The 12,737-nt window shown below is 59.5% G+C and carries 15 protein-coding genes, 1 tRNA gene and 2 pseudogenes; 3 read left to right on the forward strand and 15 right to left on the reverse strand.

Annotated elements, in window-relative coordinates; genetic code table 11:
* Window positions 1-295: 295 nt before the first annotated feature.
* The 5 genes from HU722_RS17655 to HU722_RS17675 form a co-directional block, all read right to left on the reverse strand.
* Window positions 296-787: a GNAT family N-acetyltransferase gene (locus tag HU722_RS17655; protein ID WP_309304401.1), complete on the reverse strand. Its 492-nt coding sequence runs from the start codon at window positions 785-787 to the stop codon at window positions 296-298.
* 200 nt (window positions 788-987) lie between these two features.
* Entirely contained in the window at window positions 988-1,620 is a 633-nt protein-coding gene (locus HU722_RS17660) for a hypothetical protein (RefSeq protein ID WP_065881928.1), read from the reverse strand.
* Between the two features lie 92 nt (window positions 1,621-1,712).
* Entirely contained in the window at window positions 1,713-2,084 is a 372-nt protein-coding gene (locus HU722_RS17665; RefSeq protein WP_225930638.1) for a hypothetical protein, read from the reverse strand.
* A gap of 170 nt (window positions 2,085-2,254) precedes the next feature.
* The gene (locus HU722_RS17670; RefSeq protein ID WP_065881926.1) at window positions 2,255-2,683 is read right to left on the reverse strand and encodes a hypothetical protein; all 429 of its coding nucleotides are present in this window, start codon (window positions 2,681-2,683) and stop codon (window positions 2,255-2,257) included.
* 252 nt (window positions 2,684-2,935) lie between these two features.
* Window positions 2,936-3,166 (reverse strand): hypothetical protein, encoded by a 231-nt coding sequence (locus tag HU722_RS17675; protein ID WP_175405789.1) that lies wholly within the window; start codon window positions 3,164-3,166, stop codon window positions 2,936-2,938.
* A gap of 88 nt (window positions 3,167-3,254) precedes the next feature.
* On the opposite strand from HU722_RS17675, the pseudogene HU722_RS28905 reads away from it, so the two are divergent.
* Window positions 3,255-3,419: pseudogene (locus tag HU722_RS28905) on the forward strand (integrase); the annotation flags it as partial.
* A gap of 127 nt (window positions 3,420-3,546) precedes the next feature.
* Here the strand turns inward: HU722_RS28905 and HU722_RS17680 are convergent.
* A tRNA-Ser gene (locus tag HU722_RS17680) sits at window positions 3,547-3,637 on the reverse strand.
* A gap of 152 nt (window positions 3,638-3,789) precedes the next feature.
* On the opposite strand from HU722_RS17680, the gene HU722_RS17685 reads away from it, so the two are divergent.
* Window positions 3,790-4,461, forward strand: a complete 672-nt coding sequence (locus tag HU722_RS17685; protein WP_003174664.1) for a Bax inhibitor-1/YccA family protein — start codon at window positions 3,790-3,792, stop codon at window positions 4,459-4,461.
* Between the two features lie 75 nt (window positions 4,462-4,536).
* On the opposite strand, the gene murB is transcribed toward HU722_RS17685, so the two are convergent.
* The 8 genes from murB to HU722_RS17725 form a co-directional block, all read right to left on the reverse strand.
* Window positions 4,537-5,556: a UDP-N-acetylmuramate dehydrogenase gene (gene murB, locus HU722_RS17690; protein WP_065890784.1), complete on the reverse strand. Its 1,020-nt coding sequence runs from the start codon at window positions 5,554-5,556 to the stop codon at window positions 4,537-4,539.
* Window positions 5,553-6,017: a low molecular weight protein-tyrosine-phosphatase gene (locus HU722_RS17695; protein ID WP_065872101.1), complete on the reverse strand. Its 465-nt coding sequence runs from the start codon at window positions 6,015-6,017 to the stop codon at window positions 5,553-5,555. The genes murB and HU722_RS17695 overlap by 4 nt, the downstream gene beginning before the upstream one ends.
* Window positions 6,017-6,781 carry a 3-deoxy-manno-octulosonate cytidylyltransferase gene (gene kdsB / locus HU722_RS17700; RefSeq protein ID WP_065881922.1) on the reverse strand — a complete coding sequence of 255 codons (765 nt, stop codon included), beginning with the start codon at window positions 6,779-6,781 and terminating at the stop codon, window positions 6,017-6,019. Before kdsB ends, HU722_RS17695 begins: the two co-directional genes overlap by 1 nt.
* Window positions 6,778-6,963 carry a Trm112 family protein gene (locus HU722_RS17705; RefSeq protein ID WP_003174668.1) on the reverse strand — a complete coding sequence of 62 codons (186 nt, stop codon included), beginning with the start codon at window positions 6,961-6,963 and terminating at the stop codon, window positions 6,778-6,780. The genes kdsB and HU722_RS17705 overlap by 4 nt, the downstream gene beginning before the upstream one ends.
* A 24-nt stretch (window positions 6,964-6,987) precedes the next feature.
* The gene (gene lpxK / locus HU722_RS17710) at window positions 6,988-7,998 is read right to left on the reverse strand and encodes a tetraacyldisaccharide 4'-kinase (protein ID WP_065890783.1); all 1,011 of its coding nucleotides are present in this window, start codon (window positions 7,996-7,998) and stop codon (window positions 6,988-6,990) included.
* Window positions 7,998-8,426, reverse strand: a complete 429-nt coding sequence (locus tag HU722_RS17715) for an ExbD/TolR family protein (protein ID WP_065872098.1) — start codon at window positions 8,424-8,426, stop codon at window positions 7,998-8,000. The genes lpxK and HU722_RS17715 overlap by 1 nt, the downstream gene beginning before the upstream one ends.
* Window positions 8,423-9,058: a MotA/TolQ/ExbB proton channel family protein gene (locus tag HU722_RS17720; RefSeq protein WP_033896796.1), complete on the reverse strand. Its 636-nt coding sequence runs from the start codon at window positions 9,056-9,058 to the stop codon at window positions 8,423-8,425. Before HU722_RS17720 ends, HU722_RS17715 begins: the two co-directional genes overlap by 4 nt.
* A gap of 83 nt (window positions 9,059-9,141) precedes the next feature.
* Entirely contained in the window at window positions 9,142-11,355 is a 2,214-nt protein-coding gene (locus HU722_RS17725) for a DNA internalization-related competence protein ComEC/Rec2 (protein WP_065890782.1), read from the reverse strand.
* 147 nt (window positions 11,356-11,502) lie between these two features.
* Here HU722_RS17725 and HU722_RS17730 point away from each other — a divergent pair, with 147 nt between their 5' ends.
* Entirely contained in the window at window positions 11,503-12,018 is a 516-nt protein-coding gene (locus HU722_RS17730) for a DUF2062 domain-containing protein (protein ID WP_012724913.1), read from the forward strand.
* Between the two features lie 44 nt (window positions 12,019-12,062).
* Here HU722_RS17730 and HU722_RS17735 read toward each other — a convergent pair.
* Window positions 12,063-12,602, reverse strand: a pseudogene (locus tag HU722_RS17735) (ATP-binding protein); the annotation flags it as partial.
* Window positions 12,603-12,737: the final 135 nt, after the last annotated feature.

Consider the following 12,737-nt stretch of genomic DNA (forward strand, 5'->3'; position numbering starts at 1 on the left):
CTTGGCGGGAAACCAGGGATTCGAACCCTGGAGACGCTATTAACATCCGCCGGTTTTCAAGACCGATAGGCAAATTCAAGCGGGCCGACGCCCTGAAGGCCGTCGGCGTTCCATTACTCATGGCAACCGGTCAGTCTACAGACCGCATTCTGCAGGGGGGGCGTTTTGAGTTTGGGAACCGTTTTTGCCCTCCCAAGCATCCTGTCGAATGAAGGCAAGCCACAGCATTGCCCAACGATTTACGAAATACATCGTGACTGTTTTGGGCCAGAAGCGGACCCGCACCGAACACCCCTCACGCTTGGCGCTTATACGTCAGGTAATCATGGGCACCGGTACCGGTGCATAAAAACCCTGCCTTCTCGTACATCCTCTTCGCGGGGTTATCAGGTCGCACACTCAACCGCAACTGCGTAAATCCGTGCCGTGCCGCGTCCAGTGCATAGGCTTCCAAGAGGGCCATTCCCACCCCGCTACGCCGATGTTCTGGACTTACATGGATAGTGCAAAGTTCTGCGTAACTCTGCTCAGGTATCCAGAGTGAGTAACCTGCGAAGGCATTACCCATGAACGCGACGTTCAGACGTTCAAAATTCTCTACCCAACGCGTCAGGTGCCGTTCCAGTTGGGCTCGCCACGATGCTTCATGCTCGGGCTCCCAACAGCGGATATAGCTCTCCTCGCCTCTGTAGATGGCCGGAAGATCGGTAACACGTGCTTGTCTGAGTTGTAGTGCCATTCCATTAGCCTTTGATGACGTGAAGGTATGGTATGGCTTGCCTGACATTTCGCAAAGCCGGACGATGGGTCGCGATCCGGGTGCAGCGCGAGGTTACAGGTGGCTAACAGCCGATCATGAAAGGCTGCTTCTGGCCGATTTCTGCCAGTTAGGGCCACCCAGTGTACTGGTCAAACCCGATGCAAATGACTGGTCAAGTCGAATGCAAATGTGTGGTCAGGTGGAGTGCAATTACCCACGTGCTTCGTTCATTTGTCCAGATTCAGTAGTTCATGCATCCGTTCGCCAATTATTCCTCGCAACCACGCCGAATGAAATTCGATTTCTTCCAGAGAAGTACCCTCAGCAAATCGGTATTCGAACACTTTGTCCTTCGGCCCCTTATACACAACGCTAAAATGGCCATCGCGATCAAACATGGCGAGCTGGTAGGGGCAGATATAAAGGATGTCGCTAAACGGCACGCGCAATTCGGAGGGTTTACGGCCGCGACGGGTGACCGTGAGGGTAAGCAGTTGCTGACCTTCGTCAAACGTGAAGGCTTGCACGCTAGGCGCAGAGAAAAACCACCCGAAGACCAGCCCCATGAGCACAACAAAACCAAGCAGGAACAGGATGAGCGACGACGTCGTAAAACTCGACTCATCGCTGGACGGCACATCCTGCATCGCGCCAAGTCCGAGAAGAAGCAATATCGCCAGGCCAAAAGCCGGCAACAACATAAGCAGCGCAAAGCAGAAACCCAAAATGCCCGAACCCGTGCTGCCAATGATCGGTAAATCCGGACCACTATGCCAAATAGGTGGGTGGACGACAGGGGCTTGAGTGCCTGGCGCGACTTGAGTCGTTGCGACATGGCGAGGTGGGCTTTGAGGATTCATCCAGCAGGCTCCAGGGGTGCAGCGTAGGTATTACCAATGACGCACACCCTCGATGCTGACTCAAGGAAGCGCCAGCCATCCACTCGCTATGATTACTGGGCGCTAACGCTTGGAACCCATAAAGTGCACGAAGTCGCAGCTTGGGCAATGAGCCAATCATGCTCACGCTTCGCGAAGGGCCGAGGCATCCCGTAAGAAATCCGGAGAGCAAAGTTGTAGGCACCCCTGACTTCATTTCCAGTGGGTGTAGCTTCTTTCAACGTTGTGTTGGTTTTGAGCCCTTCTACCGCTCCATGTAGCGCCAGCGCCTGCTTGGAGGTGTCCGCGCTTTCCTCCAGGATCTGTACCGCGATAAAGGCCGCATTCGAGCAGCGATCCATCTTTTCCCACTGCTTCATTTGGGCTTCATCGCCGAGCGCTACAGCAGAGGTGAGCAACATCAATGAGCCAATCAAAAAACGCATTGCTTTGATCCTTCAAATTAGTTTGCGTAGTAATACATCAACCTATACCCAATCGCTACCACGGTATTCGTCCGATAACAGCCAGCAAAATGCTGGGTTTGCACGGAGCCAGTCGCTTACTGCGGCATACCGACAGCCGACCACCGGGCTAGTGAGCAAAGCGAGTGCCGTTACTCTTCAATCCTTGGCCAATTGAACTTGTAATTCAGCGGAGGCAGCTCGTAATGTTCAGCCAGATACAACGCCAGCATTTCCCCTTCCTTCGCGTACGCAGCCGCTTTATCAGAAGTCGGATACCAACTCACCCAAAGCGTTTCTAGAGGGAAGACTTTCTCAAACGCCGCATAGTTGAAACGCCAGCCAGCCATATGCCCGGCTGCTCCAGGATTTTTTGCGCATCGAACAAATGCAGAGAGGCGGCGCCTAAGATTATCTGACTCTCCAATGGTCAATATTCCGTTCTCATCCACGCCTATCGCGCGATTGAGCGCCCTGTCTGCGCAAATAATATATGCCCCGGGGACAACAGGTGCGCTCTTATAGTGTTCCGTGAGCTTTAACCACTCAGGCTCCCATCCCTGCCAGTTTTTGACGTTCATCTGCTGCCTCCACCAATAGAGGCAAAACGATATCACGCCCCATAGCGACTCTAGTAGCTTGGGTTGTCAGGGAAGCTCTCTAAAGCCTGAAAAAGTGGCACATTGCCGGTATTGGTGAGCAAATTTTTACTCGCAAGGAAGCCCACCCTCATGTCCTTTGCTCTTGTTAGCGCTGCTGCAACCTGCCTACTGACTGCGGTAACTCTCCTTCGGATGCGCCAGTCCCCCGACAGAGGGTAGTGAGCGCGAAAATCACCTGACGTTGTTCTGTTCTCGCGCATCGCTTGCTTCCTTATTAACTTGAGCCTGACGGCGCTGTTCTTCTTTCCGGGCCACATTGCCAGCCTCGGTGATAGCAAGCGCTTGGGCCTCGCCAATGCCAGCCAGCTTTTCCCCATAACGCCAGTCCTGTACGCGCCAAGTCCCACCAGTGCTGACCACCATCGCCAGCAGGATCGACGCCAGGCAATTCACGGGCGTCATGGCAGCACCTTCAGAGCTCTTTCGTACAGTGCTTGGCGATCCTGCGCACCGTTCGGCACACGCCCACGTCGACCTGTATTGATGAGTGTTGGCAGCCAGCATTCGAAAGTTCCAGTTCCGCGACATCCGCCCCAAGGCCGCAAGCGAGATCCTCGACCTAGGAGATGCAAGCCGGCTCCTGGGACTCACAGACAAGCGGATAACCGAGACCGTATATCGACGCGTTGGGGAGATCGTGAAGCCGACTCGCTGACCGCAATTTGCAACGAGTTGCGGAAACCGCCTGAAAGGATGCGGAAACTATCAGCCTGTACGCTGATGGCTTTGCCAAACCCCAAAAACACAAAAGCCCCGCTTTCGCGAGGCTTTCGTGTGAATCTTGGCGGGAAACCAGGGATTCGAACCCTGGAGACGCTATTAACGTCCGCCGGTTTTCAAGACCGGTGCATTCAACCACTCTGCCAATTTCCCTTGTGCATCACAGGATTATAGTAGCCCATCCTGTCTCAGCGGGCGCCATAATACCCGAATGAAACACACTGTCAAACTCTCGGCATCGCTTGTTACAGAGCGTCTGTTATGATCTTTGCGACTGAACGTTTCAAAACCGAAGGAGTGTCGCCATGCGCGAACAGAATTACGCAGTGAATGGCAACGCGCAGGCTGAGCAGCTTGAAGTCAGCCGCGTGTTGCGCAACACCTATGGCTTGCTCGCCCTTACCCTCGCATTCAGCGGCGTAATGGCGTTTGTGGCTCAGCAGATGCGCGTCGGCTACCCGAACATCTTTGTCGTGCTGATCGGCTTCTACGGGCTGTTCTTCCTGACCAACAAGCTGCGCGACTCGGCCTGGGGCTTGGTGTCGGCGTTTGCCTTGACCGGTTTCATGGGCTTTATCCTCGGCCCGATCCTCAACCGTTACCTCGGCATGGCCGGCGGTGCGGAAGTGGTCAGCTCGGCGTTTGCCATGACGGCCCTGGTGTTTGGTGGTCTGTCGGCCTACGTGCTGATCACCCGTAAGGACATGAGCTTCCTGGGTGGCTTCATCACCGCAGGCTTCTTTGTGCTGCTGGCGGCTGTGGTTGCAGGTATGTTCTTCCAGATCAGTGGCCTGCAACTGGCGATCAGCGCGGGTTTTGTGCTGTTCTCCTCGGTGTGCATCCTGTTCCAGACCAGCGCCATCATCCACGGCGGTGAGCGTAACTACATCATGGCGACCGTGAGCCTGTATGTGTCGATCTACAACCTGTTTATCAGCCTGTTGCAGATCTTCGGCATCATGAGCCGCGACGATTGATTAGTTAACGCAATAAAAATGCCCCGTATCGAAAGATACGGGGCATTTTTGTTTTTAGGCTGTTAAGAGCCGGTTTCAGTATTTGTTGGGTTCCATCTCCAGATCAACCTTGAAACGCTGCGCAATATCCTGCTGGATCCGCTGAGCCAGGTTGGCAATATCGTGCCCCGAGGCACCGCCATAGTTGACCAACACCAGCGCCTGCAGTTTGTGCACACCTGCATCCCCCTCACGAAAGCCTTTCCAGCCAGCCTTGTCGATCAGCCAACCGGCCGCGAGCTTCATCTGCCCATCGGGCTGCGGATAAGCCACCAGGTCCGGGTACAGCGCCTGCAGCTCAGCTGCCAACACCTGGGACACCAATGGGTTCTTGAAGAAGCTTCCCGCATTGCCAAGCTCTGCCGGGTCCGGCAGTTTTTCGCGGCGGATGCTGCAGATCGCACGGCTGACGTCACTCGGCGTCGCTTCAGTGATCCCCTGCCCCGCCAGGCGCTGCTGCACCGGGCCGTAGTCAAGTTTCAGGTGGCTGGTGCGGCTCAGGGCGAAGCGCACCCGCAGGATCAGCCAGCGGCCGGTTTCGTGCTTGAACAGGCTGTCACGGTAGGCAAAGTTGCATTCTTCCAGGCTGAATTCGCGCAGTTCGCCGGTGTGGCGATCCAGGGCGGTCAGCCCGGCGAATACGTCCTTGATCTCCACGCCGTAGGCGCCGATGTTCTGCATCGGTGCTGCGCCAACAGTACCGGGGATGAGGCTGAGATTTTCCAGGCCGCAGAAACCCTGTTCCAGGGTCCATAGCACGAAGGGGTGCCAGGCTTCGCCCGCTTGCGCCTCGACCACCACCTGCGTGCCGTCATCGTGGACCACGCGGATGCCTTGGGTCGCCATGCGCAAGACCAGCGCAGGAATGTCCTGGGTCAGCAGCAAGTTGCTGCCACCACCGATCACCAGCAGTGGCACCGCATGTGCGGCTGAATAAGCCAGGGCCTCGCGGACGTCATCGTCGCTGTGAGCCTCGGCGAACAACTGGGCGCGTACGTCGATGCCAAAGCTATTGAAGGGCTTGAGCGATACCTGTGAGAGCACCTGCAAGGTCATAACCGCCCCTTCAATTCGATCACCAATAAATCACAGGCGCGTTCGATCAGGTCCAGAACCCGCTCGAAGCCTTGTTCACCTTCGTAATACGGGTCTGGCACTTCGTCCACTTCGCCGTCGTAGCGGCGCAGGAACAGGTCCAGCTCCGCTGTGCCCTGGCCCGGCTGCATGGCCTTGAGGTTGCGCAGGTTGCTGTGGTCCATGGCCAGGATCAGGTCATAGCGCGCAAAGTCGGCGCGGGAGACCTGCTGGGCCCGCTGGGCCGACAAGTCATAGCCGCGCACCAGCGCCGCACGTTGGCTGCGCTTATCCGGTGGGTTGCCAATATGCCATTCACCCGTACCGGCGGACGCGACCTCGACCTGCCCTGCCAAACCCGCTTCGCGCAATTTATGGCGCAGCACGCCTTCTGCGGTGGGCGAGCGACAGATATTGCCCAGGCAGACAAACAAGACCTCCATCAGGCCCCCAGCAGGCGACGGACGCGCTCAAGGTCTTCCGGAGTGTCGACACCCGCTGGCGGCGCTTCCAGCGCATCGCCCACATGAATGCGCACGCCGTGCCACAAGGCACGCAGTTGCTCCAGCGATTCGGTGTTTTCCAGCCAGCATGGGCCCCAACTGACGAAGTCATGCAGGAAACCGGCACGGTAGGCATAGATGCCGATATGACGGCGATACGGCACGCCTTCCGGCAATACGTCGGGGTGCTTAGCGAAAGCATCGCGCGCCCACGGCAAGGTCGAACGGCTGAACGTCAGCGCCAGGCCATTGATGTCGCTGACCACTTTCACCACGTTCGGGTTGAACAAGGTGTCGATGTCTTCAATCGGTTCGGCCAGGGTCGCCATGCGCGCCTCGCCATGGGCGGCCAGGTTGGCGGCCACTTGGTCGATCACGCTCGGCGGAATCAACGGCTCGTCACCTTGCACGTTGACCACGATGGCATCAGGTGCCAGGCCGAGTTTCGTGGCCACTTCGGCCAGGCGGTCGGTGCCGGAGTTATGGTCTTCGCGAGTCAGCACTGCCTCAGCGCCGAAGCCTTTGCAGGCTTCGATGATGCGTGGATCATCGGTGGCCACCACCACGCGCTCGGCGCTGCTTTTACAGGCCTGTTCCCACACCAACTGGATCATCGGCTTGTCGCCGATCAGTTGCAGCGGCTTGCCCGGCAAGCGGGTCGACGCGTAGCGGGAGGGAATGACAACGGTAAAGGCTGTGGTCATTTATCCAAGCGCTCATCGGTGGTCAGGGTGCGGGCTTCGCTTTCCAGCATTACCGGGATGCCATCACGGATCGGGTAAGCCAGGCCGGCGCCTTTGCTGATCAGCTCGGTTTTGTCGGCGCTGAGCTTGAGCGGGCCTTTGCAGATCGGGCAAGCGAGGATATCGAGCAGTTTGGTGTCCATGAGTGTTTCCTGGAAAGAAGCGATTTAAGGCAAGAGACGGGCAGGCAACAGGCGCATCAGCTGCGTGTCGAACCAGGCGACAAACGCCGGCGACGGCAGCGCATCCACCGCAAGGTACCACCAGTCGGGCTGGGCAAAGGCGCGGCACTTCACCGCGTCCTTTTCGGTCATGACCAGCGGCAATGACGGTGAAAAATTCAGGACTTCGGCGCTGTACGGCGCGTGGTCGGCAAACGCATGGGGTATCGGCTGCCAGTGTAGCGTTTCGAGGGTGTTGAAGAAACGCTGCGGGTTGCCGATACCGGCGACCGCATGCACCTGCTGGCCCGCCGCAAAGTGATCGACCGGCTGGCGCTCGCCGGTCTTCAGATTGACCAGTGCGGAAGGCTGTAAGCGAAAGGCAAAACCATCGTCTCGGTCGCTTGCGGCGCCGTTATACAACAGCGCATCGACACTCTGCAGCCGCTCCACGGGTTCGCGCAACGGCCCCGCCGGCAGGCAACGGCGATTGCCCAGGCCACGGGCGGCGTCGATCAGCACCAATTCAAGGTCGCGGGCCAGGCGGTAATGCTGCAGGCCATCGTCGGAGAGGATCAGGTCCAGGGTTTCACTGGCCAGCAGCGCCTTGACCGCACGGCTGCGATCGGGGTCGATCACTAACGGTACGCCGCAGCGCTGCACGATCAATAAGGGTTCGTCGCCCGCCACTTCGGCACTGTGGTTAGCTTCGACCCGCCACGGCAACCGCGGCGGCTTGGCCCCATAACCCCGGCTGACCACCCCCACGCGCAAGCCGCTGCGTCGGCAGTGCTCTATCAACCACAGGATCAACGGGGTCTTGCCGGTGCCACCCACGGTGATATTACCGACCACCACCACGGGCACGGGCGACTGATAGATCTCGCCCTCACCCGCAAGGAAACGTGCGCGCTTGCGCTGCACCACTCGGCGGTACAAGGACTCCAGCGGCCGCAGCAACGTGAGCGCCGGATGGCCCTCGTACCAGGCCTTGAGCAAACGATCGGACATGACCATCAGGGTTGGCTCGCTGCCTCGACGGTGGTCATGCGCAGGTGGCTGAAACCGAGCTTGCCGGCGGCATCCATGGCAGTGATCACGGCTTGGTGCTGGGTCTTGCCATCGGCACTGATCGACAGCGGCAGCTTGGTATCGCCGCCGGACTCTTTCTGCAAGGCCTCCATCAGGCTGTTGAGATCGTTCTTTTCGAGCAACTGGTTATTCACTGAAAACACCCCGTCGGCGCTGATGGCGATGTCCAGTTGCTTGACCTCCTGGTCTTCGGCCGGCGAACCGCTCACGGCTTCCGGCAGGTCAACGCGCAGCTCGGTTTGCCGGGTAAAGGTGGTGGTAACGACAAAAAACAGCAGCAGGATAAACACCACGTCGATCAGCGACGCGAGGTTGATATCGACATTTTCCCGTTGCTTGCGGCGAAATTTCACGCTTTGCCCCCAACCAGATCAACGTCACGGTCACCCTGCACGACTTCCACCAGTTTGATGGCTTCCTGCTCCATGCCGACCACCAGCTCATCGATGCGCCGTTGCAGGAAACGGTGGAAGAATACCGAAGGAATACCGACCATCAGGCCCGCTGCCGTGGTGATCAGCGCCTTGGAGATACCACCGGCCAATACGGCCGCGTTGGTGGTCATGCCGGAGCCCATGAACGAGCTGAAAATATCGATCATGCCCAGCACCGTCCCCAGCAAACCGAGCAACGGCGCCATGGCAGCGATGGTGCCGAGGGCATTGATGTAGCGCTCCAGTTCATGAATGACACGGGCGGCAGCCTCCTCGATGCACTCTTTCATGATCTCGCGACCATGCTTGGAGTTGGCCAGGCCGGCGGCAAGGATTTCACCCAACGGGGAGTTGGCGCGCAGTTCCTTGAGTTTTTCCTTGTCCAGTTGCTTGTTCTTGATCCAGGCCCAGACCTGCCCCAATAGGTGCTCGGGGGTGACGCGACTGGCGCGCAGGGTCCACAGGCGTTCGGCGACGATGCCGAGTGCGGCGATAGAACTCATGATGATCGGCAACATCATCCAGCCGCCGGATTTGACCAATTCCCACACAGTGAATGTCCCCTCGAAAAAGTGCGCCACTTTACCATATAGGTTCGTCGACCACAGACCCCATCGGCTGCGGCCACAAGCGCCTAAGGTAACCGTTCACGCCAGAACCTGCGTTGACTGCGCGCAACAACCGGTGGTGCAAATGCCCCCAGTTGCAGGCGCACGGCGCCCTGCTCGGCGCTGTCATAGACCTGGCTGCCCAACCGCTGGTAGCGTGCCATCACCTGCGGATGCGGATGGCCGAACGCATTGCTGCGCCCTCGTGAAATGAGCACCGAACGAGGGGCAAGGTGTTCCACAAACGCCCAGGACGAAGAACTGCGACTGCCATGGTGTGGCGCCTGCAACCAATCGGTGGGCACTGCCAGAGGTGAGGCGAGCATTGCCTGTTCCGCCGCGCGGTCGATATCGCCGGTCAACAGTAAGCGCTCACCATTGGCCTGCACCTGCAACACGCAGGACTTCGGGTTGCCACTGATAGCGTCCGGCCACTGCCACAGCTCGAACGTCACACCGTCCCAGGTCCATCGCTCGCCACTGTTGCACGACTGCGTACCGAGAAACGCCGGCAGGCCCTCGGTTTCCCCGCCCACCACGCGTTTGATTGGCATCCCCTTGGCAATCGCCCCCGCGCCGCCGGCATGATCCGCATCGGCATGGCTGATCAACATCATGTCTAACGCCTTTACCCCGAGTTTTTGCAACGACGGCAATACCACCCGCGCACCCAGGTCAAAGGTTCCGGAGCGCGGGCCGGCGTCGTAGAGCAAGGTGTGATGGCGAGTACGCAAGATCAGCGACTGCCCCTGGCCGACGTCCAACTGCACCACCTCCACTTGCCCATGGGGCACCAGTTCACGCGGGGGAAACACCGCCAGCAACAGCATCGGCAAGCCCAGCACACGAAATGGCACGCCCTTGGGTAATAGCAATAGCAGCGCACCGATCAGGCTCAGCAGCCAATACCGCTGCGGTACCTCGGCCGGAATCCAGGCAGGCAGTTGTCCGGCAAGCCATGCCAAGCCCTTGAACAACCCATCCAACGCACCGCCCGCGAGCCATAGCACTCCCTCCCCTATAAACGGCAGCGGCAGCAACGCTGTCCCCAGCAACGCCAGCGGTAACACCACCAGGCTGATCCAGGGCACGGCAACCAGATTGGCCAGCGGCGCACTCAGGCTGATGGGCAACCCCAGCACCAGCAAGACAGGTAACAATCCAACGGCAATCAACCACTGGGGGCGGGTCCACGCCTGCCACACGCTCCACGCCCCCAGCCGCCCACCAAACGCCAGGATCAGCACTGCCACCGCCGCAAACGACAACCAGAACCCCGACTGTAAACTGGCCAACGGCTCCAGGACCAACACCCCATCGAGTGCCAACAGCAACGGCCACCACAGCCCCAGGTGCCGGAAGCGCAGCCGCCATAACAACACCAGCCCCACCATCACACAGGCGCGCTGCACCGGCACGCCAAACCCGGCCAGCAAGCCGTAACTCAGCGCGGCCGTGAACGCCAGGCCACACGCCCACGGCAGCCACGGCCAGGTTCGGGGCCAAAGCCCATAACGTGCCAACCCGGCGATCAACCCGTAGATCAAGCCCGCCAGCATGCCGATGTGCTGGCCGGATATAACCAGCAGATGCACAGTGCCGGTGTCCTGTAGCACCTGCCAATCAGCGGCGGCCAATCCAGAGCCGTCTCCCAGCACCAGGGCGATCAAGCCTGCTTCCCGACCAAAGGCATCCACCGCCATCAAGCGCTGGCGCACGCCATCCCGCCAGGCGCTGCGCGCCGCAGCCAGACGTTCGCCGTCCTTCACCGTGCCGGTGGCACCAATACGTTGGGCGAGCAGCCAGGCTTCCTGGTCAAATCCGTGAAAATTCAGCAGACCGGCCGGCCGCTTCAGGGTGATTGCCAGGCGCCAGCGCTCACCGCTGTGCACAGGCGGCCCGCCACGCCAGGACACTCGGATGCGTTTGGGCAACCGGGCATTTCGCGACCGGCTGTCGGCCAATTCGAAACGCACCCCTTCGCCCGTCTGCTGCGGCAGCCCAATGACTCGCCCCTCCACCCAACGTGTCTGGCCGTCCAGGGTCGGCTTGAGGCGATCATCCAGCGCCCACTGCGCACTGATGCATGCCCAGCTCAGCCCCAGCAGGAAAAACGCCAGTGGGTAAGTGCGAAACGGCAACAGCATCAACGCCAGCACCAGCAAGGCGATCAGCCATCCCGCAGGCGGCAATGCCGGTAAAAAACGCAGGGCCAGTAACCCCAGCGCCAACGCGAACATCCCTGTCCTCATGAATCATCCCTTTCAAGTGATCCACTCAGTCTTAGCCGGGCGTCCGACATTGCCTATGATGTTTTGTCACAAAGTCTGAATTTTCTGTTTATAGAATGCGGGCATACTTGCCCCTCGAACTGACCTGGACCCCTTATGCCACGGCGCTTATTCAAACGGTACATGCCTGACCCCAGCAGTATCAGGGAACACAAGTCATTACAGTTTCTCGGCACATTGCTGCATGACCCGAACCTCTGGCACCTCAACCGGCACTCGGTCGCGCGCGCGATGGCCGTAGGTTTGTTCGCGGCCTTTATCCCGATTCCCTTGCAGATGCTGCTGGCGGCCGTCCTGGCGATTACCGTGCGCGGCAACATGCCCATCGCGGTCAGCCTGGTGTGGCTGACCAACCCGATCACCATGCCGGTGGTGTTTATCTGCACCTACATGACCGGCGCCTGGCTGATGAACGTGCCACCCCGCAGCCTGCCCGATGACCTGACCTGGGAATGGATCAGCGGGCAACTGAGTACGTTGTGGCAGCCGTTCCTGCTCGGTTCAGTGGTATTGGGACTGGTGCTGGGCGCCCTCGCCTACTGCCTGACCATGGGCTATTGGCGCTGGTGGGTTGCCCATCAGTGGAAAAAGCGCAAACAACGCCGCGCTTAGCAGGCCCGCAAGCGCAAATGCACGCGCAGCCCTTGCCCGGTGTTTTACGCCCACAGGCTGCCGTCCTGGCGTTGCACGGCGTTGCGGGCAATGCTCAAGCCCAGGCCGAAGCCACCATCGCCGGGGCGTGAACCGTCCAGGCGGGTAAAGGGCGCGAAGATCCGTTCCAGGTCCCCGTCATCGATCCCGCCGCCCTGATCCTCCAGCCACACATGCCAATAATCCCCTTCACGCCGGCCATCCAGGCTGACCACGCCGCCCACAGGCGAATGGCGAATAGCGTTGCGCAGGATGTTTTCCAGGGCCTGGGCCAACGCATTCAGGTTGCCCCGTACCCAGCACTCCGTACCTAGCAGGCAAGGCAGGCGCGACGCCGGCCAATCGCTTTCAAAACACGCGTTTTCGCGCAACATGTCCCATAACGCCTGAAGCTGGATATCCTCCTGGGGCAGCGGCCCGCGCTCGGTGTCCAGCCAGGCCAGTTGCAGGCTGTCTTCGACTAGGCGCTGCATGGCGTCGATCTCACGCCCCAACCGCTCGCGCAGTTGCGCCAGGTCTTGCTCACTGTCCCGCGCCATCTGCAGGCCCTGCTGGCCGTTCTGGCACCAGGTCACCTGGAACCCACAGCGCCCCAGGTACTCATGGACCTAGGCGCCCAGCACGGGGGTCATCTTCGATGGTCAGGATACTGGGCAGGCCGATTGATGCGGGATTCATTA

Origin of the sequence: Pseudomonas tritici (assembly GCF_014268275.3) — a bacterium.
Classification (GTDB): domain Bacteria; phylum Pseudomonadota; class Gammaproteobacteria; order Pseudomonadales; family Pseudomonadaceae; genus Aquipseudomonas; species Aquipseudomonas tritici.

What these genes read in the sequence shown, in the direction of transcription:
- HU722_RS17655 (WP_309304401.1), bottom strand. Translation starts at nt 787, where the DNA reads ATGTCAGGCAAGCCATACCATACCTTCACGTCATCAAAGGCTAATGGA.
- HU722_RS17660 (WP_065881928.1), bottom strand. Translation starts at nt 1,620, where the DNA reads ATGAATCCTCAAAGCCCACCTCGCCATGTCGCAACGACTCAAGTCGCG.
- HU722_RS17665 (WP_225930638.1), bottom strand. Translation starts at nt 2,084, where the DNA reads ATGCGTTTTTTGATTGGCTCATTGATGTTGCTCACCTCTGCTGTAGCG.
- HU722_RS17670 (WP_065881926.1), bottom strand. Translation starts at nt 2,683, where the DNA reads ATGAACGTCAAAAACTGGCAGGGATGGGAGCCTGAGTGGTTAAAGCTC.
- HU722_RS17675 (WP_175405789.1), bottom strand. Translation starts at nt 3,166, where the DNA reads ATGACGCCCGTGAATTGCCTGGCGTCGATCCTGCTGGCGATGGTGGTC.
- HU722_RS17685 (WP_003174664.1), top strand. Translation starts at nt 3,790, where the DNA reads ATGCGCGAACAGAATTACGCAGTGAATGGCAACGCGCAGGCTGAGCAG.
- murB (WP_065890784.1), bottom strand. Translation starts at nt 5,556, where the DNA reads ATGACCTTGCAGGTGCTCTCACAGGTATCGCTCAAGCCCTTCAATAGC.
- HU722_RS17695 (WP_065872101.1), bottom strand. Translation starts at nt 6,017, where the DNA reads ATGGAGGTCTTGTTTGTCTGCCTGGGCAATATCTGTCGCTCGCCCACC.
- kdsB (WP_065881922.1), bottom strand. Translation starts at nt 6,781, where the DNA reads ATGACCACAGCCTTTACCGTTGTCATTCCCTCCCGCTACGCGTCGACC.
- HU722_RS17705 (WP_003174668.1), bottom strand. Translation starts at nt 6,963, where the DNA reads ATGGACACCAAACTGCTCGATATCCTCGCTTGCCCGATCTGCAAAGGC.
- lpxK (WP_065890783.1), bottom strand. Translation starts at nt 7,998, where the DNA reads ATGGTCATGTCCGATCGTTTGCTCAAGGCCTGGTACGAGGGCCATCCG.
- HU722_RS17725 (WP_065890782.1), bottom strand. Translation starts at nt 11,355, where the DNA reads ATGTTCGCGTTGGCGCTGGGGTTACTGGCCCTGCGTTTTTTACCGGCA.
- HU722_RS17730 (WP_012724913.1), top strand. Translation starts at nt 11,503, where the DNA reads ATGCCACGGCGCTTATTCAAACGGTACATGCCTGACCCCAGCAGTATC.